The organism is Streptomyces sp. NBC_01116 (assembly GCF_041435495.1).
Classification (GTDB): domain Bacteria; phylum Actinomycetota; class Actinomycetes; order Streptomycetales; family Streptomycetaceae; genus Streptomyces.
Genome location: NZ_CP108644.1, coordinates 7,534,345 through 7,559,941, shown reverse-complemented (window position 1 = coordinate 7,559,941; position 25,597 = coordinate 7,534,345). Strand labels below are relative to the sequence as shown.

General features: G+C 73.1%; 26 protein-coding genes. 10 read left to right on the top strand and 16 right to left on the bottom strand.

The window, feature by feature from the left end:
* Positions 1-11: 11 nt before the first annotated feature.
* From OG245_RS33155 to OG245_RS33135, 5 genes are all read right to left on the bottom strand, one after another.
* On the bottom strand, positions 12-599 hold the full coding sequence (locus OG245_RS33155; protein WP_371627023.1) for a GNAT family N-acetyltransferase: 588 nt from the start codon (positions 597-599) through the stop codon (positions 12-14).
* A gap of 77 nt (positions 600-676) precedes the next feature.
* Positions 677-1,111, bottom strand: coding sequence for a YchJ family protein (locus OG245_RS33150; RefSeq protein WP_371627022.1), 435 nt, complete (start codon positions 1,109-1,111; stop codon positions 677-679).
* A gap of 28 nt (positions 1,112-1,139) precedes the next feature.
* Positions 1,140-1,949 (bottom strand): SAM-dependent methyltransferase, encoded by an 810-nt coding sequence (locus OG245_RS33145; RefSeq protein WP_371627021.1) that lies wholly within the window; start codon positions 1,947-1,949, stop codon positions 1,140-1,142.
* 70 nt (positions 1,950-2,019) lie between these two features.
* On the bottom strand, positions 2,020-2,256 hold the full coding sequence (locus OG245_RS33140) for a DUF397 domain-containing protein (protein ID WP_010058136.1): 237 nt from the start codon (positions 2,254-2,256) through the stop codon (positions 2,020-2,022).
* Positions 2,256-3,116 carry a helix-turn-helix domain-containing protein gene (locus OG245_RS33135; RefSeq protein ID WP_371627020.1) on the bottom strand — a complete coding sequence of 287 codons (861 nt, stop codon included), beginning with the start codon at positions 3,114-3,116 and terminating at the stop codon, positions 2,256-2,258. The genes OG245_RS33140 and OG245_RS33135 overlap by 1 nt, the downstream gene beginning before the upstream one ends.
* Positions 3,117-3,324: 208 nt before the next feature.
* On the opposite strand from OG245_RS33135, the gene OG245_RS33130 reads away from it, so the two are divergent.
* A complete protein-coding gene (locus OG245_RS33130) occupies positions 3,325-3,801 on the top strand; it encodes an ATP-binding protein (protein WP_371627019.1) in 477 nt (158 codons plus the stop codon).
* Positions 3,795-4,232, top strand: a complete 438-nt coding sequence (locus OG245_RS33125; RefSeq protein ID WP_371627018.1) for a hypothetical protein — start codon at positions 3,795-3,797, stop codon at positions 4,230-4,232. Before OG245_RS33130 ends, OG245_RS33125 begins: the two co-directional genes overlap by 7 nt.
* A 92-nt stretch (positions 4,233-4,324) precedes the next feature.
* On the opposite strand, the gene OG245_RS33120 is transcribed toward OG245_RS33125, so the two are convergent.
* From OG245_RS33120 to OG245_RS33085, 8 genes are all read right to left on the bottom strand, one after another.
* Positions 4,325-5,671 carry a 6-phospho-beta-glucosidase gene (locus tag OG245_RS33120; RefSeq protein WP_371627017.1) on the bottom strand — a complete coding sequence of 449 codons (1,347 nt, stop codon included), beginning with the start codon at positions 5,669-5,671 and terminating at the stop codon, positions 4,325-4,327.
* A gap of 158 nt (positions 5,672-5,829) precedes the next feature.
* On the bottom strand, positions 5,830-7,425 hold the full coding sequence (locus OG245_RS33115; RefSeq protein ID WP_371627016.1) for a cytochrome P450: 1,596 nt from the start codon (positions 7,423-7,425) through the stop codon (positions 5,830-5,832).
* Between the two features lie 172 nt (positions 7,426-7,597).
* Positions 7,598-8,212 carry an ATP/GTP-binding protein gene (locus tag OG245_RS33110; protein WP_371627015.1) on the bottom strand — a complete coding sequence of 205 codons (615 nt, stop codon included), beginning with the start codon at positions 8,210-8,212 and terminating at the stop codon, positions 7,598-7,600.
* The gene (locus OG245_RS33105) at positions 8,193-8,564 is read right to left on the bottom strand and encodes a DUF742 domain-containing protein (protein ID WP_003964953.1); all 372 of its coding nucleotides are present in this window, start codon (positions 8,562-8,564) and stop codon (positions 8,193-8,195) included. Before OG245_RS33105 ends, OG245_RS33110 begins: the two co-directional genes overlap by 20 nt.
* Positions 8,561-8,968, bottom strand: a complete 408-nt coding sequence (locus OG245_RS33100) for a roadblock/LC7 domain-containing protein (RefSeq protein WP_003964954.1) — start codon at positions 8,966-8,968, stop codon at positions 8,561-8,563. The genes OG245_RS33105 and OG245_RS33100 overlap by 4 nt, the downstream gene beginning before the upstream one ends.
* Positions 8,965-10,605 (bottom strand): sensor histidine kinase, encoded by a 1,641-nt coding sequence (locus tag OG245_RS33095; protein ID WP_371627014.1) that lies wholly within the window; start codon positions 10,603-10,605, stop codon positions 8,965-8,967. The genes OG245_RS33100 and OG245_RS33095 overlap by 4 nt, the downstream gene beginning before the upstream one ends.
* 463 nt (positions 10,606-11,068) lie before the next feature.
* Entirely contained in the window at positions 11,069-11,575 is a 507-nt protein-coding gene (locus OG245_RS33090; RefSeq protein ID WP_371627013.1) for a MarR family winged helix-turn-helix transcriptional regulator, read from the bottom strand.
* Positions 11,572-13,287 (bottom strand): FUSC family protein, encoded by a 1,716-nt coding sequence (locus tag OG245_RS33085; RefSeq protein WP_371627012.1) that lies wholly within the window; start codon positions 13,285-13,287, stop codon positions 11,572-11,574. The genes OG245_RS33090 and OG245_RS33085 overlap by 4 nt, the downstream gene beginning before the upstream one ends.
* A gap of 135 nt (positions 13,288-13,422) precedes the next feature.
* Here OG245_RS33085 and OG245_RS33080 point away from each other — a divergent pair, with 135 nt between their 5' ends.
* The 4 genes from OG245_RS33080 (at position 13,423) to OG245_RS33065 (ending at position 16,695) form a co-directional block, all read left to right on the top strand.
* Positions 13,423-13,854 (top strand): hypothetical protein, encoded by a 432-nt coding sequence (locus OG245_RS33080; RefSeq protein ID WP_371627011.1) that lies wholly within the window; start codon positions 13,423-13,425, stop codon positions 13,852-13,854.
* A 123-nt stretch (positions 13,855-13,977) separates the two neighbouring features.
* Positions 13,978-14,628 carry a DUF3105 domain-containing protein gene (locus OG245_RS33075; protein ID WP_371627010.1) on the top strand — a complete coding sequence of 217 codons (651 nt, stop codon included), beginning with the start codon at positions 13,978-13,980 and terminating at the stop codon, positions 14,626-14,628.
* Positions 14,625-15,284 (top strand): DUF305 domain-containing protein, encoded by a 660-nt coding sequence (locus tag OG245_RS33070; protein WP_371627009.1) that lies wholly within the window; start codon positions 14,625-14,627, stop codon positions 15,282-15,284. Before OG245_RS33075 ends, OG245_RS33070 begins: the two co-directional genes overlap by 4 nt.
* Positions 15,285-15,447: 163 nt before the next feature.
* Positions 15,448-16,695: an ROK family protein gene (locus OG245_RS33065; protein WP_371627008.1), complete on the top strand. Its 1,248-nt coding sequence runs from the start codon at positions 15,448-15,450 to the stop codon at positions 16,693-16,695.
* A gap of 82 nt (positions 16,696-16,777) precedes the next feature.
* On the opposite strand, the gene xylA is transcribed toward OG245_RS33065, so the two are convergent.
* The gene (gene xylA / locus OG245_RS33060) at positions 16,778-17,944 is read right to left on the bottom strand and encodes a xylose isomerase (RefSeq protein WP_371627007.1); all 1,167 of its coding nucleotides are present in this window, start codon (positions 17,942-17,944) and stop codon (positions 16,778-16,780) included.
* Between the two features lie 233 nt (positions 17,945-18,177).
* Between xylA and xylB the strand changes: the two genes are divergently transcribed.
* Complete coding sequence (gene xylB, locus OG245_RS33055) at positions 18,178-19,662, top strand: xylulokinase (RefSeq protein WP_371627006.1); 1,485 nt, start codon at positions 18,178-18,180, stop codon at positions 19,660-19,662.
* Here xylB and OG245_RS33050 read toward each other — a convergent pair.
* Together OG245_RS33050 and abc-f are read right to left on the bottom strand one after the other, a co-directional pair.
* On the bottom strand, positions 19,645-20,820 hold the full coding sequence (locus tag OG245_RS33050; RefSeq protein ID WP_371628055.1) for a macrolide family glycosyltransferase: 1,176 nt from the start codon (positions 20,818-20,820) through the stop codon (positions 19,645-19,647). The genes xylB and OG245_RS33050 overlap by 18 nt on opposite strands.
* Before the next feature lie 76 nt (positions 20,821-20,896).
* Positions 20,897-22,516, bottom strand: coding sequence for a ribosomal protection-like ABC-F family protein (gene abc-f, locus OG245_RS33045; protein ID WP_371627005.1), 1,620 nt, complete (start codon positions 22,514-22,516; stop codon positions 20,897-20,899).
* Between the two features lie 153 nt (positions 22,517-22,669).
* Here abc-f and OG245_RS33040 point away from each other — a divergent pair, with 153 nt between their 5' ends.
* The 3 genes from OG245_RS33040 to OG245_RS33030 are packed head-to-tail and all read left to right on the top strand — an operon-like array spanning position 22,670 to position 25,522.
* Positions 22,670-23,326 carry a TetR/AcrR family transcriptional regulator gene (locus OG245_RS33040; protein WP_371627004.1) on the top strand — a complete coding sequence of 219 codons (657 nt, stop codon included), beginning with the start codon at positions 22,670-22,672 and terminating at the stop codon, positions 23,324-23,326.
* A gap of 58 nt (positions 23,327-23,384) precedes the next feature.
* Positions 23,385-24,665, top strand: a complete 1,281-nt coding sequence (locus tag OG245_RS33035) for a VWA domain-containing protein (protein ID WP_371627003.1) — start codon at positions 23,385-23,387, stop codon at positions 24,663-24,665.
* Complete coding sequence (locus OG245_RS33030) at positions 24,665-25,522, top strand: hypothetical protein (RefSeq protein WP_371627002.1); 858 nt, start codon at positions 24,665-24,667, stop codon at positions 25,520-25,522. The genes OG245_RS33035 and OG245_RS33030 overlap by 1 nt, the downstream gene beginning before the upstream one ends.
* The last annotated feature ends 75 nt before the right edge of the window (positions 25,523-25,597 follow it).

The following is a 25,597-nucleotide window of genomic DNA, read 5'->3' as shown; positions in this document are numbered from 1 at the left end:
GCGCGGACGGCTCAGTGCTCCCAGGACCGGGGGCGGGCCAGCGCCTCCCACTCCGCGCGGAGCAGGCCGAGGACCGCGGTGTCGTGGCGGCGGCCGCGGTGCAGGCAGGAGGACCGGCGTACGCCCTCGTGGATGAACCCGGCTCCGCGCAGGGTGGCGAGGGCCGCCGTGTTGTCGGTGTGGGTGACGGCCTCGACGCGGTGGAGGGGCAGTTCGCCGAAGGCCAGATCGGTCAGGGCGTCGAGCGCGTCGGCTCCGATGCCCTTGCGGCGGTGCTCGGGGGCGAGGAGGAGGCACGCCTCGGCGGTGCCGTCGACGAAGTCCTCCTCGATGAGGGCGATGTGGCCGACCGGGGTGCCGTCCGGAAGGAGGACGAGGAAGTCGTCCCGGTCCCGGTCCTCCACGTTGGCCTCGATGCGATTGCGGAGTTCGTGGAGGGAGCCGGGCCAGACGCCGATCTCGTGGGCGGCCACCGGGTCGGCGCGCCAGCGGTGGACCAGTTCGGCGTCGTCGGGCTCCAGGGGGGTGAAGGCGACGTCACGGCCCCGCCAGAACCGTTCCCGCGTGGCGTGGGGCGTCGCTTCCTCGTCCTCGTTCATGCGCGGATCGTACGGTCGCGCACAGTCCGCCGGGAAACGGGTTTCGTGCGCTCGCGGCCCCTGCCGTACGGGAGGACTCAGTCGACGAAGACCGCCGTCGTGTAGACCCAGGCGCCCTCGTGCCGGACGAAGCGGCTCTTCTCGTGGAGGGAGTCGGGGCGGCCGTCGTCGGTGTAGTGGGCGCGGAAGGTGACCGTTCCGGTGGAGTGGAAGGCGCTGCCCTCGGTGGTCTCCAGGATGTCCAGCCCCGTCCAGCGCATCGCGGGGTCGAAGTCGACGCCGGGCGGCCGGGTCCCGGGGTGCCAGGTGCGCAGCAGGTACGCCGCGTCCTGGACGACGAAGGCCGCGTACCGGGAGCGCATCAGCGCCTCGCAGGTCGGTGCGGCGGCGCTGCCGGAGTGGAAGCGGCCGCAGCACTCGCCGTAGGCGGCGGGCAGGCCGCAGGGGCACGGGGAGGCGGGGGTGATCCGCGCGGCGGCGGGCCCCCGCGGCCGGGAGGTGCGTCGTGACATGGGTCCATTGTGACGCGTGGCGGCGGGCTCAGGGTTTGCGGGCCACTCCGGCGTATCCGGGGATCGGCTCGTCGCCCGGGACGTCGATGACCTCGCCGAGCTCCGGGTGCCAGTCGGCGGAGAGCGAGACGCCGGGCTCGACCAGGTCGAGACCGTCGAAGAACGCCGTCAGTTCGGCGCGGCTGCGGGGACGCAGTGTCATCCCGCGCGCCTTGTACATGGCCCGTGCCTGCGCGGCGCCCTCCGGGTTGAAGTCGCCGGTGGTGTGCGAGAGCACCAGATAGCTGCCGGAGGGGAGCTGGTCGACCAGCTTGTCGACCAGGTCGCCGGCGCCGTCCTCGTCGTCGATGAAGTGCAGCAGGGCCAGCAGCGACAGGGCGATCGGCTCGTCGAAGTCCAGGACCTCCGCGGCCTCGGCCAGGATGGCCTCCGGCTTGCGGGCGTCCGCCTGGATGTACTCGGTGGCGCCCTCGGGCGTGGAGCGCAGCAGCGCCGCCGCGTGGGCGAGCACGATCGGGTCGTTGTCGCAGTAGACGACGCGCGCGTCGGGGGCGGCCCGCTGGGCGATCTGGTGGAGGTTCGGCTCGGTGGGTATGCCGGTGCCGATGTCCAGGAACTGGTGCACGCCGTTCTCGGCGAGCCAGCGGGTGGCCCGGTGCATGAACGCCCGGTTGACCCGCGCCATGTCGCGGCCCCGCGCGTCCACGGCGAGCAGCTGTCGCGCCATCTGTTCGTCGACCGGGTAGTTGTCCTTGCCGCCGAGGAACCAGTCGTACATCCGGGCCGGATGCGGCTTGCTGGTGTCGATCTCGATGGAGTGGGGTTCTTGCCCGGTCATGGCGCGCTCCGTGGTCAGTGTCCGTACGTCGGCGATGGGGGAACGAGTGAAGGTGCTGCGGGGTGCGGTCTCAGGTGAGCAGGAAGTCGGCCTGGCCGGCCTTGGCGCCCTGGATGAAGGCGGCGATCTCGCCGTTGGAGTAGATGAGGGCGGGGCCGTCCGGGTCGGCGGACTGGCGTACGGCGACCCGGCCGTCGGCGAGCTTCATGGCCTCGATGCAGTTGCCGCCGTTCCCGCCGCTCCACGGCTTGTACCAGCCTTCGGAGCCGAGGTCACCGGCGGGCATGCCGTTGTATATGTGGTTCATCACAGCTCCTTGCGGAAGTCCCGGAGGATTTCCTTCGTGCGTTGTGCAGTCGCGGCCTGAGCCGCCATGCGGTCCATGACTTCGAGATAGGAGGCCACCTCGGGGCGGGCGTCGAAGTAGACGGCTCCGGTCAGGTACTCGCTGTAGACCATGTCGGGCAGTTCGGGGACGGCGAACCGGAAGAGGACGAACGGTCCGTAGGTTCCCGGGTGGTGGCCGGTGGCGAACTCCGCGATCTGCAGGGTGACGTGGGGCAGCTCCGTGGATGCGAGCAGCTTGTCGATCTGCCCGCGCATCACGTGGGCGCTGCCGACGGGCCGCCGCAGGACGGTCTCGTCCATGATCACCCATAGTCTGGGGGCGTCGTCCTTGGCCAGCAGGGACTGGCGCTCCATCCGCAGCGCCACATGGCGCTCGATGTCCTCCGGCCGGGTCTGGCCGACCGCTCCGGTCCGCATCACGGAACGTGCGTAGTCCTCGGTCTGGAGGAGCCCGGGCACGAAGTGCGGCTCGTACATGCGCAGCAGGCTCGCCGCGCCCTCCAGGCTGACGTACATGCTGAACCAGTCGGGCAGGACGTCGTGGAAACGCTGCCACCAGCCCGGTTTGTTCGCCTCCTCCGCCAGGTCGACGAAGGCGTCGGCCTCCTGGTCGGCGATGCCGTACGCCTTCAGCAGCAGCTGGACGTAGGGGATCTTCAGCCCGACCTCGGCCGTTTCCATTCTGCGTATCGTCGCCGGTGCGACCCGCAGCACCTTCGCCGCCTGGTCACGGGTCAGGCCGACACGCTCGCGCAGATCCTGCAGGCGCTTGCCGAGAACGACCTGGCCCACGGTCGGGGCGGACCGCGGTTCGCTCACTTCAGACCTCCCCATGCGCTGTTTTGCCAGCAGTGTGCCATGCGTGCGCCCCCGACGACACAGTCACTCTGGAAATTTCAGAGTGCCTCTTGCCAAGTGTCATCGTCAGGGGGAGAGTTGACTCCCGAACCAGTTCGCTCGGTCGCGCCTGCTTCCCGTTCACTCGGGAAACGAAGCGTGACGCAGCCCCCACTGTGAGGAATCGGTCGTGGCACCTGGCAGTGCGCTCATCCCCCGGCTCATGGACCTCAGCCCCGGGACGGAGACGCTCCGTTACTGCTTCGCGCTGCCGGCGCACCCCGAGTCGGTGGCCGGTGCGCGGGAGCTGACGCGAGCGCGGCTCGACAGCTGGGAGCTGGGCCGCGACGCCTGTGACGCGGCCGTCCTCATCGTCTCCGAGCTGGTGACCAACGCCGTCGTGCACACCGCGAGCACCCGGGTGGTGTGCGAGCTGAGCCGGATCGGCGGACGACTGCGGATAGCCGTGCAGGACCAGGGGCACCAGCCCGGCGGCCCGCGGCTGCGCCGCTCGTCCGACGACGAGCACGGCCGCGGTCTGCTCCTCGTCGACGCGATGAGCAGTGCCTGGGGTTCGCACGACGCCCAGAACGCCTCCGGGCGGATCGTCTGGGCGGAGCTGCCGCACGACGCGGAGCAGCTGCCCGGCACGGAGCAGCCATGCTGAGGAACGCGCTGACCAGGCTGCGCGCGGCGCACCGGGCCCGGACGCCCGAGCAGCCCCGTGGCGGCCGGGTGCGGCTGGTCCTGCCGGCCTCGATGTCGGCCAGCCTGGGCTGCGACGCGGTAGGGGTGCCCGCCCGGCACGGCTTCCGCCTCATGTCCCATCTGCCGCGCACGGGTTGCGTCTTCGCCGACGCGGACCGCTGGTGGTGGATCGTCCCGGCCGGTTCCGACCTGGACCTCGACTGGCCCGGACAGGTGACGTACGCGCATGACGCGGAGGTGCCCGGCGGGCGGCCCCGGCTGATCCACTCCCCGGACGGCCTCACTCCCTACACCCCGCCCATCCCGCTCTTCCTGATGGTCTGCCAGGTGACCGGGGTGGCGCCGAGCTGGGCCGCGGTCGGCAGGCCGAGCGTCGTGTCCGCGCCCTAGTCCTCCTGGCGACCGGGCGGCGGGGCCCGCGTCGGAACGAGCCGGGCCCGGTCAGGTCGGGCCCGTACCGTTCCCACGCGGGCCCCACGGAGTCAGGGCCGGCCGAGGTACGCGAGACCGGGGTGGACCTCGGCGTACCGGTCGAGCAGCCGCCGGGCCACTGCCACGGAGTCGACCAACGGGTGCAGCGCGAACGCCTGGACGGCCGCCGCGCGGGATCCGCTCTCCGCGGCCTCCAGCACCGCCCGCTCCACGGCCTTCACGGCGGTGACGAGGCCGACCGCGTGGTTCGGGAGAGGTGAGACGGCCACCGGGTGGGCCCCGTTGGCGTCGACGAGGCAGGGCACCTCGACGACGGCGTCCGCGTCCAGGGCCGAAAGGGTCGTGCGGTTGCGGACGTTGAGGATCAGGGAGGTGCGTTCGTTGCGCGCGACGGCCCTCATCAGGGCGAGCGCGACCTGTTCGTAGCCGCCGGACTCCAGATCGCTCTCCTCCCGCTCCCCCGCCCCGGCGACCTCCCGGTTCTCCGCCATGTACGTCGCCTCGCGTTCGGCGCGGGTGCGGTCCCAGGTGGCGAGGGCAGGGGTGCCGGGCTCCCGCATACGGGCGTAGAAGCCCTCCTGCTGGTCCCGGAGAAAGGCGCCCCGGGTCTGTTCGGCCTCCTGGTAGGCGCGTACGGCCTCACGGTTGAAGTAGTAGTAGTGCAGGTATTCGTTGGGGATCGCGCCCAGCGACCGGAGCAGCTCCGCGCCGAAGAGGCGGCCCTCCTCGAAGGATTCGAGGAGCTTCGGGTCGGTGAGCAGCCGGGGCAGCTCGTCCCGCCCGTCCACGTACAGCCCCCGCACCCACCCGAGGTGGTTGAGCCCGGCGTAGTCGATCCAGGCCCGGTCCGGGTCGGCGCCCAGGACGCGAGCGATGCGGCGTCCCAGCCCGACCGGCGAGTCGCAGATCCCGATGACCCGGTCGCCCAGGTGCCGGGACATCGCCTCGGTGACGAGGCCCGCCGGGTTGGTGAAGTTGATGACCCAGGCGTGCGGGGCGAGCCGGGCGACGCGGCGGGCGAGGTCGAGGGCGACGGGGACGGTGCGCAGCCCGTACGCGATGCCGCCTGCGCCGACGGTCTCCTGGCCGAGGACGCCCTCGTCGAGGGCCACCCGTTCGTCGGCCGCGCGTCCGGCCAGGCCGCCGACCCGGATGGCGGAGAAGACGAAGTCGGCGCCGCGCAACGCCTCGTCGAGTTCCGTGGTGGCGACGACGGCGGGGGCGTCCGCGATGTCCCGCCCCTGTTCCGCGAGGACGCGGGCGACGGCGGTGAGCCGGTCCGCGTCGGTGTCGTACAGCGTGACCCGGGAGACGCGGCCCTCGGCGTGATCGCCGAGGAGGGCCCCGTACACGAGAGGCACCCGGAATCCGCCACCGCCAAGAATTGTCAGCTTCACGCTGCTCGATGGTACGGGCAGGCCCGCTCTCACAGCCGTCGGCCGCGCGGGGCCGGCCCGCCCCGAGCCGCCCGTGTCGGGCCCGGAGCACGACGCGGCGGCCCCGGGCCCGTGGGCGTGATCCGGGGCCGCCGCGGCCGGACGGGAGCGACGACGGGTCAGTAGCCGCTCCACCAGCGGGTTACCGCCTGCCAGAGCCGGGCGGGGACGGCCGGGCGGCGCTGCTGCGGGATCGTCGCCACCGGAGCGGGTTCGGGGGAAGGGTCCGGCGCGGGCACGGAGGGTGCGGCCGGGGCGGGTGCGGGGCCCGGGGCGGGCGCGGCCCCCGGGGCGGGCGCGGCCCCCGGGGCGTGGGCGGGCTGCGCCACGGCTGCCTCGGGCCGGGGCTCGGGGACGGGCGTGGCCGGGGAGGAGATCTCCCAGGCGTCGGCCGGGCGGGCGGCGCGGGCCATCACCGAGAGCGGATCCGCGTCCAGCTTCTGCTGGGGGCTGGGAGCGAACTTCACCGGCAGCTCGACCAGGTGGCGGGACATGATGTTGCCGACCCAGCGCAGCTCGCTCTCCCCGACGCCGAGCTCCAGGTCCGGCAGGCGCATCAGGAGCGCGTCGACACCGACGTCGGCGATGGCCCGCCCGATGTCCTGCCCCGGGCACTCGTGGGGGCCGCCGCTGAAGGCGAGGTGGGCGCGGTTGCCGCTCATGTCGGCGCCCAGGTCCGGGCGGACGGTGGGGTCGGTGTTGGCCGGGGCGATCCCGACCAGCAGGGCGTCGCCCGCCTTGATCTGCTGGCCGCCCAGCTCGGTGTCGCCGACCGCCCAGCGGCCGAACACGGCGGTGAACGGCGGCTCGTCCCAGAGGGTCTGCTCGACCGCCTCGGGGACCGTCATGTGGCCGCCGCTGAGCCGGGCGCGGAAGCGCGGGTCGATCAGGACCATGCGCAGCACGTTGGCGATGAGGTTGGCGGTGGACTCGTAGGCGGCGATCATGATGAGGCGCAGATGCTCGATGACCTCGGTATCGGTCATCGTCGCGGGGTGCTCGACGAGCCAGGAGGCCAGGTCCGGCGCGGATTCGGCGCGGCGGTGCTCGACCAGGCGCGTCAGCACGGACACGATGTGCGCGTTGCTGGCGACGGCGGTCTCGGTGCCGCGTGTCATGTCCCGGGCCGCCTGGACGAGACGCTCGTCGTACTCCTCCGGCATGCCGAAGATCGCGCACACCACCATCATCGGCAGATGCTCCGCGAACTGGCTGACCAGGTCGGCGGTGCCCTTCTCGCAGAAGTCGTTGACGAGGCGGTTACTGAAGCGGTTGATGTGGCGGCGCACCCCGCGGGTGTCGATGCGCTCCATGCTGTCGGTGACCGCGCCGCGCTGCCGCTCGTGCTTGGCGCCGTCGGCGAAGACGCAGACGGGCTGCCAGGTGAAGATCGGGGCGAGCGGGTGGTCCGGGGCGACGCTGCCGTCCTGGAGGGCCCGCCAGCGCCGCGAGTCCCGGGAGAACTGGGAGGGCGTACGGGTGACGTGGAGGTTCTCGCTGTGGCCGAGGACGAGCCAGGCGGGCACGTCGCCGTGGAGCAGGATCGGGGCGACGGTGCCGTGTTCGGCGCGGAGTCTGTCGTAGAGGCCCGCCGGGTTGTTCTCCGCCTCGGGGCCGTAGAGCCGGCGCAGTCCGCCGGGGCCGACGTCGAGGTTGTGGGCCGGGCACTGGGGCGGGGGCACGGCGCCGGGTTCGTGGTGGAAGGGGGTTGTCACAGGGTCTCCAGGGATCAGGATTCCAGGGCTGGTGCACAGGCGGGCGGGACGGGGCCGGGGCGGCGAACGCGGACCGGTCCGGGGGCAGGCGCCGCGGGATGGCGCGCGCCCCCGGTCGTGGGATCCGGTCGTGGATCGGCTGGACCGGAGGTGTACCGGCGGAGGTTCGGTGTCAGGCGAGCGGGACGGCCAGGCTGTGCAGATAGCGCATCAGGGTCATCAGCACATCGCGGCTGGAGACCCGCAGCCGGGCGTCGCAGTCGACCATCGGGACCTCGTCCGGCAGGTCGAGGGCTCTGCGCAGGTTCTCGACCGGATGGTGCGGCGCGTCGGGGAAGGTGTTCACGGCCACCACGAACGGCACTCCGCGCTCCTCCAGCCGGCCGATGACGTCGAAGCTGACTTCGAGGCGTCTGGTGTCGATGAGGACGACCGCGCCGAGGGCGCCCTCGAAGAGGCCGTTCCAGAGGAACCAGAAGCGTTCCTGGCCCGGGGTGCCGAACAGGTAGAGGATCAGTTCCTCGCTGAGGCTGATCCGTCCGAAGTCCATGGCGACCGTGGTGGCGGTCTTCGTCTCCACCCCGGCGTTGTCGTCCACGCCGACACCGGCCTGGGTCATGGTCTCTTCGGTCGTCAGCGGCCGGATCTCGCTCACCGAGCCGACCATGGTCGTCTTGCCGACGCCGAACCCGCCGACGATCACGACCTTCACCGCGGCGGTGGCCGTGGTGGGGAGGACGTCCTCGCTGCGAGGTCCGGTGATCGTGTCAGAGCTTCTGAAGTCCATGCATCACCGCTTCGAGAAGGGACCTGTCGGGGAGCGTGGCGCGGACGATCGGCGCACGCGACTCGATGAGTTCGGTCGCGAGGAGATCGCTCAGGAGCGAGGTGACCACGCTGAACGGCAGGCTGAGGTAGGCCGAGATCTCGGCGACGGACAGCGGCGCCTGGCAGAGCCGCAGGATGGCCGCCTGCTCGGGCTGGAAGGTCGGCGAGGGCTCCGCCTGCGCGACGACCATCGTGACCAGGTCGAGCGCGGACCGTTCGCTGTCGTCGAGATCGCCGGTGATCACGTACAGCCGTTCCGGGTCGTGCAGGTCCGGATCGGCCTTGCGGCGTTCTCGTCGAGGACCACTCATCCGGACTGCCCGCCGTGGCGGGGCGGGCTGGTCAGGTGGGCTCCGATCCGCACGACCATGTCCCGCATCCGGGCCCCGACGAGTCCGGCGTCGACGGTCTCGCCGGCCAGGACCGCGAGATAGGCGCCGGTCCCGGCCGCCATCAGGTAGAAGAACCCGCCCGTCACCTCGATCACCACGAGCTTCATGAGGCCGTCGCTGTACGGGATCTCGGTGGCCACGGCGGCGGCCAGGCTCTGCAGTCCGGCGCAGGCCGCCGCGAGCCGGTCGGCGACGTCGGGGTCGCCGCCGTGCATCGCGATGCGCAGGCCGTCCGACGAGAGCACCACGATCTGGTGAATGCTCGGAACGTCCTCGGCCAGCTCCTTGAGCATCCAGTCCATGTTTCCCCGCTGCTGGATCACTTCAGGTCTCCCTTGTCCCACGCGTCATCGGAGTCTTCGCCGTGCTTTCGTTCCTGCGGTACGCCGTTGACGGCCTTGGTGAAGGCCTCCAGCCACAGGCCGGGGGGCTTCTCCTCGCCGCGTCCGTCGTCCGCGCCCTCGTCCGCGCCGGGCCGGAACCCGTTGGCGGGGGCGGGGGGCGGTGGGGGCTGCTGCGGGAGGTTGTGCGAGCCGAGCGGGGCGCGGCCCCGGCTGCGGCGCTGCGGCAGCCCGTTCTCGGTCCACTCGGTGACCACGGGAAGGTCGTCCTCCACGGCTGCCGCGGGAGAGGCCGGGTGCGACGTGGCCGCGGGGGCTCCGGAGGAGGCCGGTGCGGCGACGGACGGCACGGGGCCGGTGGCGGCGGGCTTGGACTTGCGCTTGCCGGGCGGCGGCACCACGTGCTGGAGCTGCGACATGTCCAGGGAGCTGGTGGGCCGCGAGGTGGCGCCGATGCCGTGGGCGATGCCCGGGGCGGGCCCGGTGGTGATCATGTCGCGCGGCACGATGAGGACGGCGCGGACGCCGCCGTACGCCGACTGACGCAGCGACACCTGGAGCTGGTACATCCGGGAGAGCCGGCCGACGACGGCCATGCCGAGGCGCGGGGACTCCCCGAGGTCGTTCATGTTGATGCCCGCCTGCGCCTGGGCGAGCATGTTCTCGGCGCGGGCGCGGGCCTCCTCGCTGAGGCTGACGCCGCCGTCCTCGATCTCGATGGCGATGCCGGTCTGCACCTCGACCGCGGTGACGTGCACCCGGGTCTGGGGCGGCGAGTAGCGGGTCGCGTTGTCGAGGAGTTCGGCGCAGACGTGGATGAGCGGTTCGACCGAGGTGCCGACGATGGCGACCTTGGCGATCGAGTGCAGATCGACGCGCTGGTACTCCAGGATGCGGGACATCGCGCCGCGCAGCACGCTGAACAGCGGTACGGGCTTGGGCCACTGGCGGCTGGGGCGGGCGCCGCCGAGCACGGCGATGGAGTCGGCGAGGCGGCCGATCAGCGCGGTGCCGTGGTCGATGCGCAGCAGGTCGTCGAAGACCTCGGGGTTGCGCCCGTAGTGGTTCTCCATCTCCCGCAGTTCGCTGGCCTGGCGGTTCACGATCGCCTGGACGCGGCGGGCGACGCTGACGAAGGCGCGCTGAGCGGAGTCACGCCGCGCCTCCTCGTTGTCGATGACTTCGAGGACCTGGTAGATCTGCTCGCGCAGCGCCTTGGGCAGATGGCGGTTGGCCACGTCCGCGTCGACGATGTCACGCATCACTTCTTCGGGTGAATTGCCCACGCGCAGCCGCCGGATCGCGGCGGGCATGACTTCCTTGGTGAGCCGGACCGTCTCGGCGTCGTGCGAGAGGATGCGGCGTTCCAGGTAGGCGATGCGCTGTTCGTACTCCGCGCGCTGGACGCGCAGGGCGCGTCCGCGGCGGTGCAGCGCCACGGTGAGTACGGCGACCACGAGTGTGGCGATCGCGCCGCACAGGGCGACTGGTATCCGCGCGGCCGGGGCGACCAGGGCCGAGCCGGCGGCAGTGGCGCCGAGGAGCAGGGCCACGGGCAGCAGGACTACGCGGACGACGGGAATTTCTCTGTCGGTCGGCGGTGGTTCAACACGGACCATCTAAAACCCTCTGGCGGTTGATTCCGGGATGTATGCGCACATGAGCGGAGACCTAGGAACAAGTGCTCGAATTCATCTCAACTCGACTTCACTGCGCGTGAGCTTAGCCAGATCAGAACAGTGCTTCGGCATATTCACCCAACCCTCTGCGGAAGCTCGCCGAGAGGAATACACTCACCAGTTTTTGCACGCTGCGCTGCGAGGCATGCGCAGGGAGTAAGGGTGGCTGAAAATCTCCTCCGTCGAGGCCCCTCGCACCGAAAGAACCGGAGAGATCAACGTCACTTGACGGTCCTACCAGGACAAATCACCCTCGTGCGGACGGACTTCACCCCACGGATCAGGACAACGGCACAGGTGATCGAACCGGATCGAAAGGTGCAGATTCCCGACCGACGGACGAGTGAAGCGCGAAGACGCCGCACTGACACGCCCGTGGGAACCCTCCCCCGGGGCCGCCGGATCAGCGTCGGGCCCCGCCGATCCGCCCTTCCAGCTGTACGAGCAACTCGCCGAGTCTGGCGCCTAGTTCGCCGCGCGCACCCTCGTCCAGACCGGCGAGCACCGCGCGTTCGTAGGCGAGCTGTTCGGGCAGGAGCCGGTCGACCAGGGCCCGGCCCTCGTCGGTGAGCCGGACATGGGCGACCCTCCGGTCGCGGGCGTCGCCCCGGCGCTCGACCAGCGCGCGGTCCTGGAGGGCGCGCAGCCGCTTGGTGACAGCGGCCCCGGAGGAGAAGGTCTCGCGGGCCAGCTCGCCGGGGGTCAGCTCCCGGTCCGTCCTGCGTACGGCGCCGAGGAGGTCGAATTCGGCGCGGGTCAGCCCGGCGGAGCGCAAGGGGGCGTCCTCCGCCTGCTGGAGCAGGGCGGCGCAGCGGTTGATCCGGCCGATGATCTCCATCGGCCCGGTGTCGAGCCCGGGGTTGACGGCCTGCCACTGCCGGACCACCGAGGCAACGATGTCGTCGGTCACTCCGCTCCGATCGAAGGGGCGTGGACCGCGGAAGGCGTATCGCCCCCGGTCCCCCGCCGTTGTGCTGTCGCGGCGAGCGTACGGTGTCCGGCCAGCTCGGCCGCGAGGAGGCGCTGCTCGGGCAGGGCGCGCTGCCACCATTCGCCCGCGGCGGTGTCGCCGGCCTCGCGCAGTTCGACGAGGCTCGCGGTGAGCGTCCGGCGCGCCCGGTCCCGCGCCGCGGGGTCGGCCCCGGGGTCGGCGCCGGTCCGTTCGGCGTCGGCACGGGCCCGGCCGGTGGCGTCGAGCGCCCGCTCCACCCGCCCCGCCGCCCGCCGGTTGGTGACGAGCGTCGCGGCCAGGAACCCGGCGACCGCGCCGAGGACGGTGTCCAGGACCCGGTCGCCGATCAGCTCCCCGGCCGGATGGGTGCCGCCGAACTCCAGGACCAGCAGGGCCATCGGGGTCACCGCGACGGAGCCGAGCCAGTAGTTGCGGGTGATGAGCGCCTCGGCGGCGAAGCTGAAGAGGAGGCAGCAGCAGACGAGGGCCAGCGGGCCGGTCCGGGACACCGGCAGGACGGCGGCGAAGACGAGCACGCCCAGGAGGTTGCCGAGGGTGCGCTGGAGGGCCCGGTTCCACGACAGGGTGATGTTGGCCTGGCAGAGGGAGGCGGCGGTGACGATCGCCCAGTAGGGGCGGCCGACACCGAGCGCGGCGCAGAGGTATCCGGCGAGCGCGCAGCCCGCCAGGGTACGGACGGCGACCGGCAGCAGCGGCGAGCCGGGGCCGAGTCGGCGCAGCAGGGTGCGGCGGGCCGCCCGGCGCCCCTCGGGGGCTCGCACGGCGGCGCGCTCCGCGTCGATCCCGTGGAGCTCGTCGGCGGTGCCGGGGGCCGGCGGCGGTCCCGGCACGGGGCCCCGGGCCCGGGTCAGGGCGGCCCAGGCGCGCAGCCGGTCCGGATCCGCGGCCCCGCCCCCAGGCCCCGGGGCCGCGAAGGCCGCTTCGGCGTGCACCACCAGGCGTTCCAGCGACCGGCGTACGGGGGTGGCGCGGCCGGAGGCGAGCAGGCACTGCCAGGCGGCGTGCACGGCGGCGGCCGCCGCGTTGCGGGTACGCGGGCCGGGGTCGGCGGCGCACTCGGCCGCGGCCTCCAGGGCACGGGCGACGGCCCGGCGTTCGGGGCCCTCGCGGCGGACCAGCGCGGGCGCGAGAACGACCAGCCAGGCGAACGCGCCCGCGCCGAGGGTCAGGGCGAGGTGGCCGGGGATCTGCTCCGGGCGCTGCGGGGCGAAGAGGGCGGCGGAGCTGACGAACGTGAAGATCACATGGCCGGGCGGTCCGATCCGGGTGGCGTCGCACAGGACCTTCTGGGCGGCGGCGAGCAGCGCCCCGACCGCGACGAGCACGGCGGTCGATCCGGTGAGCGACGCGGTGACCAGGGAGACGGCGAGCGAGGCCGTCATGCCGAGCACCACGCCCGCGACGGCGCCGGCCCGTCGGGCGTACGGCAGGCCGTGGCCGTAGAGCGCGCAGAGCGAACCGGCCATGACGTACATCGCGAGGTCCAGCCGGCCGATGGCCAGGAGCGTCAGCTGGGGTACGGCGGAGGCGACGACCACGCTGAGGGCGGGCTTGAACCAGGTGTCCGACGGCCGCGAGAGCCGGAGGGCCGAGGCCAGCGGGAGGCTCCGGACGGAGGGCCGCCCCGAGCGGATAGGTGCATCAGTCACTCATATACGTTAGCAGGTATTACACCTGTAAAATATTTGGACTCTGTTCGAGCGCCGACGACTCGGGCACACTGTCCCGCGGACAGCGCGACCCATATTCTTTGAATCTTCATGCACCCACTACGATGACGGGCGATGACCAGGGTGAGCACGCGGACCGACCGGCAGCGGTACCGCTCCCGCACGCCCCTCGCCCTGGGCTGGGTGTTCTTCCTGCTGGCCATGCTCTTCTGCTGCTCGGTCACCACCTCGGCCGCAGCCGTGCCGGTCGCGGCGGGCCCTGCCGGGGCGAGCGCCGTCCGGGCTTTCACCCCGACGCCCGACGCCGCCTTCGAACCGGTCGTCCTGGCCTCCCCCGCGGACCGCGGGCTCGGGACGTCGTGCCACGGCGGCTCGTCCCACACGGCGGCCGTCGTGCTTCCGGCGTCGTCCGCCCCCGTCGCCGTCCCCTCGCCCGTGACCTCCGTCCCCGCCACCCCGCTCACGGGCGCGGCGGCCATCCGGGGTCCCGCGCACGACGGTGTGCGTTCCGTCGATCAACTACGCCTTCAGGTCCAGCGGATCTAGGGCCGGGTCCGCTCTCCCGCCGCGCCCCGGCGCCGGTTAACCGGGAGCGGCTTCTCGCACGCCCCGCATCCTTTCCCCTTCATGCATCGCCTGTATGCATCGGTTGAACGACGAGGACTCCCCATGGCTTCCGCCAAGAACCCGAACAACCCGGCCTCAGCGCGTCGCGCCAAGCTCGAAGAGGCGCGCCGCAAGGAACGCGCCCGCGAGCGTCGCGTCCGCATCATCACCATCAGCGCGTCGGTGGCCGTGGTCGCCGCCCTGGTCGCCGGAGGCGGCTACCTGATGTCGCAGGCGAACGAGAAGGACGAGAAGGAGCAGCAGGCCAAGACCTCGCCGGTCACCGGCGAGCGCAGCTGGGACGAGCTGGGGCGGGAGCACGTGACGACCAAGGTCGACTACCCGATGAACCCGCCCGTCGGCGGCAACCACAACCAGGTCTGGATGAACTGCAACGCCGACGTCTACACCGATGAGATACCGAAGGAGAACGCCGTGCACTCGCTCGAGCACGGCGCGGTCTGGGTCACGTACAACGACAAGGCCTCGGACGCCGACGTCGAGGCGCTCACCAAGAAGGTCAAGTCGACCCCGTACTCCCTGATGAGCCCGGTCAAGGACCAGAAGGACCCGCTGGTGCTCAGCGCGTGGGGCAAGCAGGTGACGGTCAAGAGCGCCACGGACGACCGGGTCGCGCAGTTCTTCACCAAGTACATACAGGGCCCGCAGACCCCCGAGCCCGGGGCCGCCTGCACCGGCGGGCTGGACAAGTGACCGCCCTGGCGCCTTCCGGCTCCACCCGGCGGATGGTCCTCGCGGGGGCCGCCGTGCTGCTCGTGGCGCTGGGGCTGGTGGCGCTGATGATCGTGCGGCCCTCCGCGGCCTCCCCGTCCGGGGCCTCCTCCGCGGCGCGGTCCGCTCCGGCGGAGGACTCCGTGGACGCGGGCTTCGCCCGGGACATGGCGATCCACCACCAGCAGGCGGTGGAGATGTCGTTCATCGTGCGGGACCGCACCGACGACGAGGACGTGCGGCGTCTCGCGTACGACATCATCAACACCCAGGCCAACCAGCGCGGCATGATGCTGGGCTGGCTGGAGCTGTGGGGGCTGCCGAAGAGCGCGGCCGGACCGCCGATGGAGTGGATGGGGCACACCCTCACGCCGACCGACGACGGTTCGCTGATGCCGGGCATGGCCACCGACGCGGAGCTGGCGGCCCTCACGGCCGCGAAGGGCGAGCAGGCCGAGGTGCTGTACCTGCGGCTGATGACCGTGCACCACCGCGCCGGTGCGGACATGGCGCAGGCGGCCGCCGGTGCGGCGAAGACCGACGCCATCCGGGATCTGTCGGCGGGCATGGTCAGCGGTCAGCAGTCGGAGATCGGCCTGATGGCGGACATACTGGAGGACCGGGGCGCCAAGCCCTGAACCGGGCCCGATCGAAGGGGGCGGTTCCGGCCGGACGGCCTGGACCGCCCCCTTCCGTGACGCTGCACCGCCCCTTCCGCGACGGCTGCCTCTCCGCTTCCGCGATACCGCCCGTGCCCGCACCCCCGTCAGGAGCCTCGCATCACATAGGCTCGGCGACGATATGAAGAGCATCCTCACTCCGCTGGGGCCCAAGGCCGACAAGGACACCGTGCGACGGCACAATCTGAGCCTGGTACTGCGCGCCGTACGGGACGAGGGCGAGCGGGGCGAGGCGACCCGGGCCGGGGTGGCCGCCCGGGTCGGGCTGACCCGGGCCGCGGTGTCCTCGCTCGTCGAGCAGCTGATGGACAGCGGGTTCCTCACCGAGTCGGGCAAGACGTTCAGCGGACAGGCCGGCCGCCCCGGCACCGCGCTCAAGGTGGCCCGGACCGGGCCGGCCGGACTCGGTGTGGAGATCAACATCGATTACGTCTCGGTGTGCGTGGTGGACCTGGCGGGCACCGGCCGGGTCCGGCAGACCGAACACCTCGACAACCGGGGCGCACCCGCCGGTGAGGCCTTGGCCCGGGCGGCCCGGATCGCCGCGCGGACCCTGGAGTCGGCGTACGAGCAGGAGTTGCGCCCGGTGGGCGCGGCACTGGCGCTGCCGGGTCTCGTCTCCGGAGGGTCGGTGCGGCAGGCCCCCAACCTCGGCTGGAACGAGGTCCCGGCGCAGGAGCTGTTCGCCGAGGCGCTGGCCGCCCTGCGTCCGGGCCACCCGGTGCTGCCGGTCGCCTCGGAGAACGAGGCCAATCTCGCGGCGCTGGCCGAGCTGTGGTTCGGCGGCCTGGGGGATGTGCGGAGCTTCCTCTATCTGACCGGGGAGATCGGGGTCGGCGGCGCGCTCGTCCTGGGCGGCGAACTGCTGCGCGGTGCGCACGGTTTCGCCGGGGAGATCGGGCATGTCGTGGTGGACCCGGCGGGGCCGGAGTGCCGGTGCGGTTCACGGGGGTGCCTGGAGCAGTACGCGGGCCAGGCGGCGCTGCTGCGGGCGGCCGGGATCGAGGGCCTCGGCGGCGCCTCGGGGGTGCTGGAGCTGGAGCGGCGCGCGGGTGCCGGGGACCCGCGGGCGGTGGCCGCGGTCGGTGAGGCGGGCCGGATGCTGGGCCGGGTGCTGTCGGGGGCGGTGAACCTGATCGACCCGGACGCGGTGGTGCTCGGCGGGATCTACCGGGGGCTGATGCCGTGGCTGGCACCGCCCGCCGACGAGGAGCTGACCGGCCGGGTGGTGTCGGGGCTCTGGTCCCCGGGCAGCGGCCGTCTCCGGGCGTCGTCGGTGGCGGGCGACGCGGCGCGGGGCGCGGCGGCGCTCGTGGTGCAGGACGTGCTGGACGATCCGGTGGCGTACTCGGAGCCGTCCGGCGGCTGAGCCGGGGCCGGACGGCTCCGGCTCAGCCGGTCGGGTGGGGCCCGACGGGTCGCGGCCGGGCCCGGCTGGTCGGCCCGGTAGGTCAGCGCACGGCGAGGAGGTGGTCCATGGCGAGCTGGTCCAGCGCCTCGAAGGCCATCCCGCGGGCCGCGGCGGCGTCCACGTCGAAGTCCTCGTACGCGCCGCGGTCGGCGAGCAGGCCGGCCAGGCCGTCGCCGGCGGTGGGCCGCGCCAGTTCGTCCAGGCGGGACGCGCGCAGGGCCGCCCGCACCTCGGGGTCGGCGCGGAAGGCCGCGGCCCGCTCCTTGAGGATGAGGTAGTTGCGCATGCAGCCCGCGGCGGAGGCCCAGACACCGTCGTAGTCCTCGGTGCGCGGGGGCTTGAAGTCGAAGTGGCGGGGGCCCTCGTAACCGCTCTCCAGCAGGTCGACGAGCCAGAACGCCTGGCGCAGATCGCCCGCGCCGAAGCGGAGGTCCTGGTCGTACTTGATGCCGGACTGGCCGTTGAGGTCGATGTGGAAGAGCTTGTCCGCCCACATGGCCTGGGCGATGCCGTGCGGGAAGTTGAGCCCGGCCATCTGCTCGTGTCCGGTCTCCGGGTTGACGCCGACCAGTTCGGGGCGCTCCAGGCGCTCGATGAAGGCCAGGGCGTGGCCGATGGTGGGCAGCAGGATGTCGCCACGCGGCTCGTTCGGCTTGGGCTCGATGGCGAAGCGGAGGTCGTAGCCCTGCTCGACGACGTACGCGCCCAGCAGGTCGAAGGCCTCCTTCATCCGGTGGAGGGCGAGGCGGACGTCCTTCGCCCCGCCGGACTCGGCGCCCTCGCGTCCGCCCCACGCCACGAAGGTGCTCGCGCCCAGCTCGACGGCGAGGTCGATGTTGCGCAGGGTCTTGCGGAGCGCGTAGCGGCGTACGGCACGGTCGTTGGCGGTGAATCCGCCGTCCTTGAAGACGGGATGGGTGAAGAGGTTCGTCGTCACCATGGGCACGACGAGTCCGCTGTCGTCGACCGCCGTGCGGAAGCGCTTGACGATCCTCTCGCGCTCGGTCTCCGGCGCCCCGAACGGGATCAGGTCGTCGTCGTGGAAGGTCACGCCCCAGGCGCCCAGTTCCGCGAGCCGCCGCACCGACTCGACGGGGTCGATGGCCGCGCGGGTCGCGTCGCCGAAGGGGTCCCGGCCCTGCCAGCCCACGGTCCACAGGCCGAAGCTGAACTTGTCCTCGGGGGTGGGGGTGAAGCGTTCCGTCATCGTCGTCCGACCGCCTTCGCCTGCCGTCGGGACGCCCGGCCGCCGGCCCGGCACCCCTATTTGTTCAGTGTCATGACTAATCAAGCACACCGCACCCCGGGCACGGAACCCCCTTGCCGCGGGGAGCGCTCGCGGGCCCCTGTGCAGGGAGCCGGGCATCCCGTAATTTGTTCGTGTCGCAGCCGAATGATCAGCACCCGTGCACCAGCACCCGCAGCGCGAAAGAGGCCCCCATGCCGTCACCCGCCGTCGTCATCGGCGTGGACAGCTCGACCCAGTCCACCAAGGCCGCCTTCATCGACGCCGCGACCGGCGAGCAGCTCGCCGTGGGGCGCGCCCCGCACGTGGTCACCGGAGAGGCCGGGGCCCGGGAGAGCGATCCGGAGGTCTGGTGGCGGGCCCTGGGCGAAGCGGTGGCCGCCGGGCTGAAGGAGTCCGGCCTCCCCGCCCGGGCCGTCACCGGCATCGCCGTCGCCGGGCAGCAGCACGGACTCGTCGTCCTGGACGGGGCGGGCCGGCCGCTGCGCCCCGCGATGCTGTGGAACGACACCCGCTCCGCGCCGCAGGCCGCCGCCCTCACCGACGCGCTCGGCGGCCCCGGGGGCTGGACGGAGCGGACCGGGTCCGTGCCGGTCGCCTCGATCACCGCGTCCAAGTGGCAGTGGCTGCGCGAGAACGACTCGGCGAGCGCAGCGCGCACGGCGGCGGTCCGGCTCCCCCACGACTTCCTGACCGAACGCCTCGCGGGCGTCGCCGCCACCGACCCCGGGGACGCCTCGGGCAGCGGCTGGTACTCCACCGCGACCGGCGGATACGACCCCGACCTGCTGGAGCTGCTCGGCCTGGACCCGGCCCTGCTCCCGGAGGTCGCGCCGACCGGGGCGGCCCGGATCGGCTCGCTCACCGAGGCGGCGGCGAAGGCCCTCGGGCTGCCCGCGGGCATCGCGGTGGCGGCCGGCACCGGCGACAACATGAGCGCCGCCGTGGGCCTCGGGCTGGGCGGCGACGGGCTGCTGGACCACCCGGCCCTCAGCCTCGGCACCTCCGGCACGGTGTTCGCCGCCTCCCGCACCCGGCCCGTGTCCACCGCGCTGAACGGGTTCGCCGCCGCCGACGGCACGTACCTTCCCCTGGCCTGCACCCTCAACTGCACGCTCGCCGTGGACAAGGTGGCCGCCCTGCTCGGCCTGGACCGCGAGGACGCGGCGCCCGGCGGCGAGGCCGTCCTGCTCCCCTACCTCGACGGCGAACGGACCCCCGACCTGCCGACCGCCTCCGGGCTCCTGACCGGCCTGCGCCACGACACGACCCGGCAGCAACTGCTGGGCGCCGCCTACGAGGGCGCGGCCGTCACCGTCCTGCGGGCCATGGACGAGCTGCTGTCGGCCTGCGGTCTCGACCCGGACGCGCCCGAGGTCGCCGCCCGCCCGCTGCGCCTGATCGGCGGCGGGGCCCAGGGGCGGATGTGGGTGGAGACGGTCCGCCGGCTCTCCGGCCGCCCGCTCGTCATCCCGGGCACCGGGGAGCTGGTCGCCCTCGGCGCGGCGGCGCTCGCCGCGGCGGCGGCGGGCGGCGACGATCCGGTGGCGCTGGCGACGGCCTGGCAGCGGCCCGGTACGGACCGTCGACTGCCACCGGTCGAACGGGACATGGAGACCTGGGGGCGGGTCTCCTCGGTCCTGGAGCGCGCCTCCGGGCCCCTACTCGCCGGTCCCTGACGCCCGCTGGGACGCCAGCAGGTCCTCGATGAGGCCGACGGCGCGCGGGGTGCCGCCCTCGCTCCGGGCGGCGGTGCGCAACCGCGCGGATCGGCGCGCGGTTTCCGGGTCGGTGACCAGGTCGTTCAGGGCCGCCCGCAGGTTCTCGGCCGTGGCGTCCGGTGTGTCGATGCGGCGGGCGACGCCCAGCTCCACCAGCCGGTCCGCGTTCATGAACTGTTCGGCGGCCTGGGGCACGGCGATCATCGGGACGCCCGCGAGGAGCCCTTCGCCGCAGCCGCCCATGCCGGCGTGGGTGACGAAGGCGTCCGCCTGCTCCAGGACCGCCCGCTGCGGGACCCACGGGCGCACTTCGACGTTGGCCGGGATGTCGCCGAGCTCGCGCGGGTCGGTGTGCCTGCCGATCTGGAGCACGACGTGCCAGCCGGGCTGGTTCCCGTACGCCGCGAGGCACCGGCGGTAGAACTCCGGCCGGTGCGTGTACGCCGAGCCGAGGGAGATCAGCAGAACCTTCTCCGCGTCCTCGGGCCGGGTCCACCCGCCGGTGTCGGCGTGGGCGTCGAAGCAGGGCCCGACGAAGGTCACCGTCGCGCTGTCGACCCGGTCGGCGCTGGGCTGCATGGCCTCGGGGATCAGCGCGAGGGCCCGCGCGGGCGGACCGGAGAAGGCGTCCACGTCGAGGGTGGCCGCCCCGCAGCCGGCGAGCCAGCGCCCGAACCTCTCGCGGTACGCCGGGGCGCCGGGCAGCCCGCGCAGGTGCGCCGCGACCTCCTCCTCGTACCCCTCCCAGGCCACGAACGACGGGGACAGCTGCATGAGGGGCCGTCCCTGTGATTCGGCGAGGGCGCGTGCGGCGTAGGCGCCGATGTCGTACAGGTACAGATCCGCGGGGTCGTGGTCGTAGGCGGCGTGCAGTTGGGGCAGTGCCCGCATCGCCTCGTCGAGGAAGAGCTCCATCGCGGCGACGGGGTCGGCCGGCCAGTCGTTGTCGGCTACCGGCAACACCGAGGTACAGGGGATGAGTTCGGCGCCGGTGGCCTCGATCCGGTCGGCCACGAAAGGGTCGTTGGCGTAACTGACCCGGTGGCCGCGGGCCACCAGCTCACGGACGATGCCGAGGCCGGGCAGGACGTGGCTGACGATCGGGACGCCGATCATCGCGATGTGGGCGCGGCGCGGGGCCAAGGGTGATCACTCGTTTCGGGTAGAGGGTGCGGAGGGGTCGGGCGGAGTCTCAGCCCTTGAGTGCGGGCACTCGGGCAGCCCGCAGCGTCAACCGGGCACCCCGCCAGCGGCTCTTGAGCAGCCGGTCGTGGCTGACGAGGACGACGGTCCCGGCGAAACCGGCCAGTGCGGTCTCCAACTCCTCGGCGAGGGCGGGAGAGAGGTGGTTGGTCGGCTCGTCGAGCAGCAGGACGTCGGCGGGCCGGCTGACCAGCCGCGCCAGGGCGAGCCGCTGCCGCTGGCCGGTGGAGAGCCGCGCGACGGGCACCGAGAGGCGGGCCCGGTCGAACAGCCCGAGGGCCAGCAGCCGTTCGGCGTGCTCGTCGGCTGCTCCGGCGAGCCCTCGGGCGTAGGCGGTGAGCAGGGTCTCGTGCGCGGAGCCGGACGCCGGGTCCTGCGGGAGGAAGCCGATCCGGCCGCGCCTGACGACGTGCCCCCGGTCGGGGGCCAGGTCTCCGGCGAGGAGGCGCAACAGGGTGGTCTTGCCGGAGCCGTTGTCACCCGTGATCAGCAGGTGCTCGCCCGCGCGGACCGTGAGGCCGATCGGGTCGAGCCGGCCCGCGACGGAGACCTCCGCGGCGTCGAGCACGGTGCCGGACAGCTCTCCGGCACGGAGCACGGGCGAGAAGCTCAGCGGCTCCGGCGGGGCCGGGACCGGATCTGCCAGCAGGCGGTTCAGCCGTTCCTCGGCGTTGCGGACACGGCTGGCCAGGGACTGCTGGACCCGGGCCCCGGCCTGGTTGTAGGAGAGCTTGTCACCGTCCTTCATCGGGCGTCCCGGGGCGACCCGGCGGGCGGTGACAGCGGCCGAGGCGCGCGTCCGGTCGACCTCCTCGCGCCACCGGTCGTGGCGCTGGACCCAGCGCTGTCGTGCCGCCGCCTTCTCCGCGAGGTGGCCGGCGTAGCCGTTGCCGTACCGGACGACGCCGTGCCGGTCCCCGTCGACCTCCAAGAGGCTGGTGGCGACCTGTTCGAGGAAGCGCCGGTCGTGGGAGACGACCACGGTGGTGCCCCGGTGGTTGCGCAGGTGCTCCTCCAGCCAGGTCAGGGCGGACGCGTCCAGATGGTTGGTCGGCTCGTCGAGGAGCAGCACCTCGGGGGCGGCCGCCAGCACCGCGGCCAGGCGGAGCCGGGCACGCTCGCCGCCGGAGAGGGCACCCAGGGGCGAGGCGCGGTCCACCTGCCTCAGGCCGAGGCCGTGCAGGGCGCGCTCCAGCCGGGCGTCGGCGTCGTAGCCGCCGCGCAGCTCGAAGGCGGAGACGGCCTCGCCGTACGGGTCGAGCACCGAGGTGTCGCCGTCGGCCATCGCCGCCTCCAGACGGCGCATCCGTGCCTCGATCGCGCGAAGGTCGCCCAGCGCGCGGTCGATGACCTGCTGGGCCGTCATGCCGGCGGGCAGCGCCTCGTCCTGGGCGAGGTAGCCGACGGCACCGTCGGCCCGCAGGACGACGCGCCCCCGGTCGGGGCGGACCAGCCCGGCGAACAGCCGCAGCAGGGTGGTCTTGCCGGAGCCGTTCTCACCGACGATGCCGGTGCGCTCGCCCTGCGCGAGCGAGCAGCTCACCGAATCGAGAACGGTCCTGCCGTCGAAGGCCTTGCTGATGTCGAGCGCGGTGATCTGTGTAGGCATACGGGCGACTCCGAAGCTGTCGTGGACGAGGCGGTGGCGGCGGACCGCGAGGCCGGGGGAAAGCTTCGGAAGAGCATCGGCAACTCCACTAGTGCGACAACTGTTGCTTTAAGATGGTGCCATGACCCACACCGCCGGGCAACCGGATTACCGATGACCGAACCGGCGGGCGGCCCGCCGGAGCCCGCCCGCACCGCCGGCCCCGCCATGCCGCCGGGCCGCAGGCCGGGTGGCCGCACCGCACGCGTCCGCGCCCAGGTGCTCGACGCGGTGCGCGCCGAGCTGGGCGAGCACGGTTACGAGGGGCTCACGATGGAGGGCGTCGCGGCCCGCGCCGGCGTCCACCGGACCACGGTCTACCGGCGCTGGGAGGATGTCGGAGGGCTGCTGGCCGATGTCCTCGACGCGGCGGGCGAGGACGACTGGGCGCCCTCGGACACGGGCTCGCTGCGTGGCGATCTGACGGCTCTCAACGACGAGATCCAGGAGTCGCTGGTCGTGCGGCCGTCGATCCCCCAGGCACTCATGGCCGCCTCGTTCCGCTCCGCGCGGGCCGCCGAGGCCCAGCAGCGGCTGTGGGAGGACCGGTACGCGCGCTGCGAGATCATCGTCGGGCGCGCCGTCGACCGCGGTGAACTCCCTTCGCACACCGACGCGCGGCGCCTGCTGATCGCCTCCACCGCGCCGCTGTACCACCAGTTGGTGCTGCTGCGGACCGCTCCCGATCCGCGGCTGCCCGCCCAGGCCGCGACCACGACGGCCCTGGCCGCCGCCGCCGGCGCGTTCGTCCGCCCGGCGCCGGACGAGTGATCCCGGGCCCCGAGTGACCCGGTTGGGAATACGAACTGATTTTCCATAAGATCCGGCGATGATCACTAGAAAACGGCTGACGACCGGGGTGGGCATAGCGCTCGCCACCCTGGCCGCCGGGCTCGGCACCGCGATCCCCGCCGCCGCCGACGAAGCCCCCGCCGCCCCCTCCCCCAAGGTCGAGCTGGTGCTCGACGTCAGCGGTTCGATGCGGACCCGCGACATCGACGGCCAGTCCCGGATGGCCGCGGCCAAGCAGGCGTTCAACGACGTGCTGGACGCGGCGCCCGAGGAGGTGCACCTCGGCATCCGGACGCTCGGCGCGGACTACCCGGGCGAGGACCGCAAGGTCGGCTGCAAGGACACCCGGCAGCTCTACCCGGTAGGCCCGCTGGACCGCACCGAGGCCAAGGCCGCGGTCGCCACCCTCGCTCCGACCGGCTTCACCCCGATCGGCCCGGCCCTGCTCGGCGCGGCCGACGACCTGGAGGGCGGGGACGGTTCGCGCCGGATCGTGCTCATCACGGACGGCGAGGACACCTGCGGGCCGCTCGACCCGTGCGAGGTGGCCCGGGAGATCGCCGCCCGCGGCACCCACCTGGTCGTGGACACGCTGGGCCTGGTGCCCAACGCCAAGATCCGCCAGCAGCTCACCTGCATCGCCGAGGCCACCGGCGGCACGTACACCGCCGTCCAGCACAAGGAAGAACTCTCGGGCCGGGTCAAGCAGTTGGTGGACCGGGCCGCCGAGCCCGTCGTCACTCCGGTGGCGACCGAGGGGGCCGGTAGCTGTTCCGCCGCGCCCGAGCTGAAGCCGGGTCTCTACACCGACCGCGCGGAGATCGCCCAGCACCGCTGGTACCGCGTCGACGTGCTGCCCGGTCAGGAGCTGCGCGCCTCGGCGAGCGTGGCGGCCGACCGCGCCGTGGACGACGACTACGGCGTGCTGCTGCGCGCGGTGACCGTGCACGGACGGGAGATCGTCCGGGGTTCCGAGGCCGGGACCGGCCGCACCGACGTGATCTCGTCCGGGCTGCGCTATCCGAAGTCCGACGTGGCGGACGGCGACGCCGGCGACGGCAAGCCCGCCGCCGAGACCGTCTGCCTCCAGCTCGCCCACTCCTTCTCCGCGCCCGCCTCGGTGAAGCGGTCGCCCGGTCTGCCGGTCGAGCTGACCGTGGACCTGGTGGACGGCCCGGACGACGCCTCGGACGTCGCTGCCTTCGGGCTCGGCCGCGGCTGGTGGCTGCTCGGCGTGCTCGTCCTGACCGGACTGGTCGCGGGCCTGCTGACCGGCTGGATCTCGCGCTGGCGCGTCGCCGTATGGAGGACCAACTGATGGGCACGACACCTCGCCGCACCCACGGCGCCCGACGCGCCCTGACCGGAGCGCTGCTCGCCGGACTGACCCTGCTCACCTCGGCGGGCGCGGCCGTGGCCGACGACCCGTCGGCGAGCGCGAGCCCCGCCGACGACGGGGCGGGCCCCACCGAGGCCGGGACCACGTTCCGTACGGCCACCGCGCTGGAACAGGGGCAGACCGGCACCGCCCGGGCGTCGGCGGGTGACTACCTGTACTGGGTGTTCCCCGCCGACGCCGGCCGGCGGCCCACCGTCGAGGCCACCGTGAAGCTGCCTTCGAGCGCCCGGAGCTCCACGTCCACCTGGCAGATCGACGTGTACGACGGGCTGCGGCGCCGCCAGGCCTGCATGTACGGGCACCAGACCGGGAAGGCGGCGGCCGACGCCGCCTCCGTCGAGCTGTCCTGCGTGCTGCGGACCGTACGGTCCTGGTCCGAGCCGTGGGGCAACGACCCGTTGCCCGGCAGCTACTACATCCGCCTCACGGTGGTGGACCTGCCCGCCGCCGACCTCGGGCTGCCGGTCGGCGTCGAGGTGAAGGCGGTCTCGAAGGAACAGGGCGGCGCCCACGACGTGGACGGCGCGCTCTCCGAGCCGCTGGTGCCGGGCGTATCGGCCGCCTCGGCGGGCGACGCGGGTTCGGCGGGCGACACGGCTGCCGCGCCGCGGGGGCCGTCCGCCGGTGAGCCGGAGGACGGCTGGGCCTCGGGCTGGTGGACCGACCGCTGGCTGTGGACCGTGGGCGGCGGCGTGCTCGCCGCGCTGGCGGCCGTGTTCGGCTACGCGCTGACGCGGGGCCGGGGCCGGCCGGCCCACGTGCCGCCCGGCGCCTGAGGGGCGCGCCGCCCGCTCACCGAGTGGCGGCCGCCCCCGACCTCGAAGATCCTGGCCCCCGACAGGAACGGATCT

What these genes read in the sequence shown, in the direction of transcription:
- OG245_RS33155 (WP_371627023.1), bottom strand. Translation starts at nt 599, where the DNA reads ATGAACGAGGACGAGGAAGCGACGCCCCACGCCACGCGGGAACGGTTC.
- OG245_RS33150 (WP_371627022.1), bottom strand. Translation starts at nt 1,111, where the DNA reads ATGTCACGACGCACCTCCCGGCCGCGGGGGCCCGCCGCCGCGCGGATC.
- OG245_RS33145 (WP_371627021.1), bottom strand. Translation starts at nt 1,949, where the DNA reads ATGACCGGGCAAGAACCCCACTCCATCGAGATCGACACCAGCAAGCCG.
- OG245_RS33140 (WP_010058136.1), bottom strand. Translation starts at nt 2,256, where the DNA reads ATGAACCACATATACAACGGCATGCCCGCCGGTGACCTCGGCTCCGAA.
- OG245_RS33125 (WP_371627018.1), top strand. Translation starts at nt 3,795, where the DNA reads ATGCTGAGGAACGCGCTGACCAGGCTGCGCGCGGCGCACCGGGCCCGG.
- OG245_RS33110 (WP_371627015.1), bottom strand. Translation starts at nt 8,212, where the DNA reads ATGGACTTCAGAAGCTCTGACACGATCACCGGACCTCGCAGCGAGGAC.
- OG245_RS33105 (WP_003964953.1), bottom strand. Translation starts at nt 8,564, where the DNA reads ATGAGTGGTCCTCGACGAGAACGCCGCAAGGCCGATCCGGACCTGCAC.
- OG245_RS33095 (WP_371627014.1), bottom strand. Translation starts at nt 10,605, where the DNA reads ATGGTCCGTGTTGAACCACCGCCGACCGACAGAGAAATTCCCGTCGTC.
- OG245_RS33080 (WP_371627011.1), top strand. Translation starts at nt 13,423, where the DNA reads ATGACCAGGGTGAGCACGCGGACCGACCGGCAGCGGTACCGCTCCCGC.
- OG245_RS33075 (WP_371627010.1), top strand. Translation starts at nt 13,978, where the DNA reads ATGGCTTCCGCCAAGAACCCGAACAACCCGGCCTCAGCGCGTCGCGCC.
- OG245_RS33065 (WP_371627008.1), top strand. Translation starts at nt 15,448, where the DNA reads ATGAAGAGCATCCTCACTCCGCTGGGGCCCAAGGCCGACAAGGACACC.
- xylA (WP_371627007.1), bottom strand. Translation starts at nt 17,944, where the DNA reads ATGACGGAACGCTTCACCCCCACCCCCGAGGACAAGTTCAGCTTCGGC.
- xylB (WP_371627006.1), top strand. Translation starts at nt 18,178, where the DNA reads ATGCCGTCACCCGCCGTCGTCATCGGCGTGGACAGCTCGACCCAGTCC.
- OG245_RS33050 (WP_371628055.1), bottom strand. Translation starts at nt 20,820, where the DNA reads ATGATCGGCGTCCCGATCGTCAGCCACGTCCTGCCCGGCCTCGGCATC.
- abc-f (WP_371627005.1), bottom strand. Translation starts at nt 22,516, where the DNA reads ATGCCTACACAGATCACCGCGCTCGACATCAGCAAGGCCTTCGACGGC.
- OG245_RS33040 (WP_371627004.1), top strand. Translation starts at nt 22,670, where the DNA reads ATGACCGAACCGGCGGGCGGCCCGCCGGAGCCCGCCCGCACCGCCGGC.
- OG245_RS33035 (WP_371627003.1), top strand. Translation starts at nt 23,385, where the DNA reads ATGATCACTAGAAAACGGCTGACGACCGGGGTGGGCATAGCGCTCGCC.
- OG245_RS33030 (WP_371627002.1), top strand. Translation starts at nt 24,665, where the DNA reads ATGGGCACGACACCTCGCCGCACCCACGGCGCCCGACGCGCCCTGACC.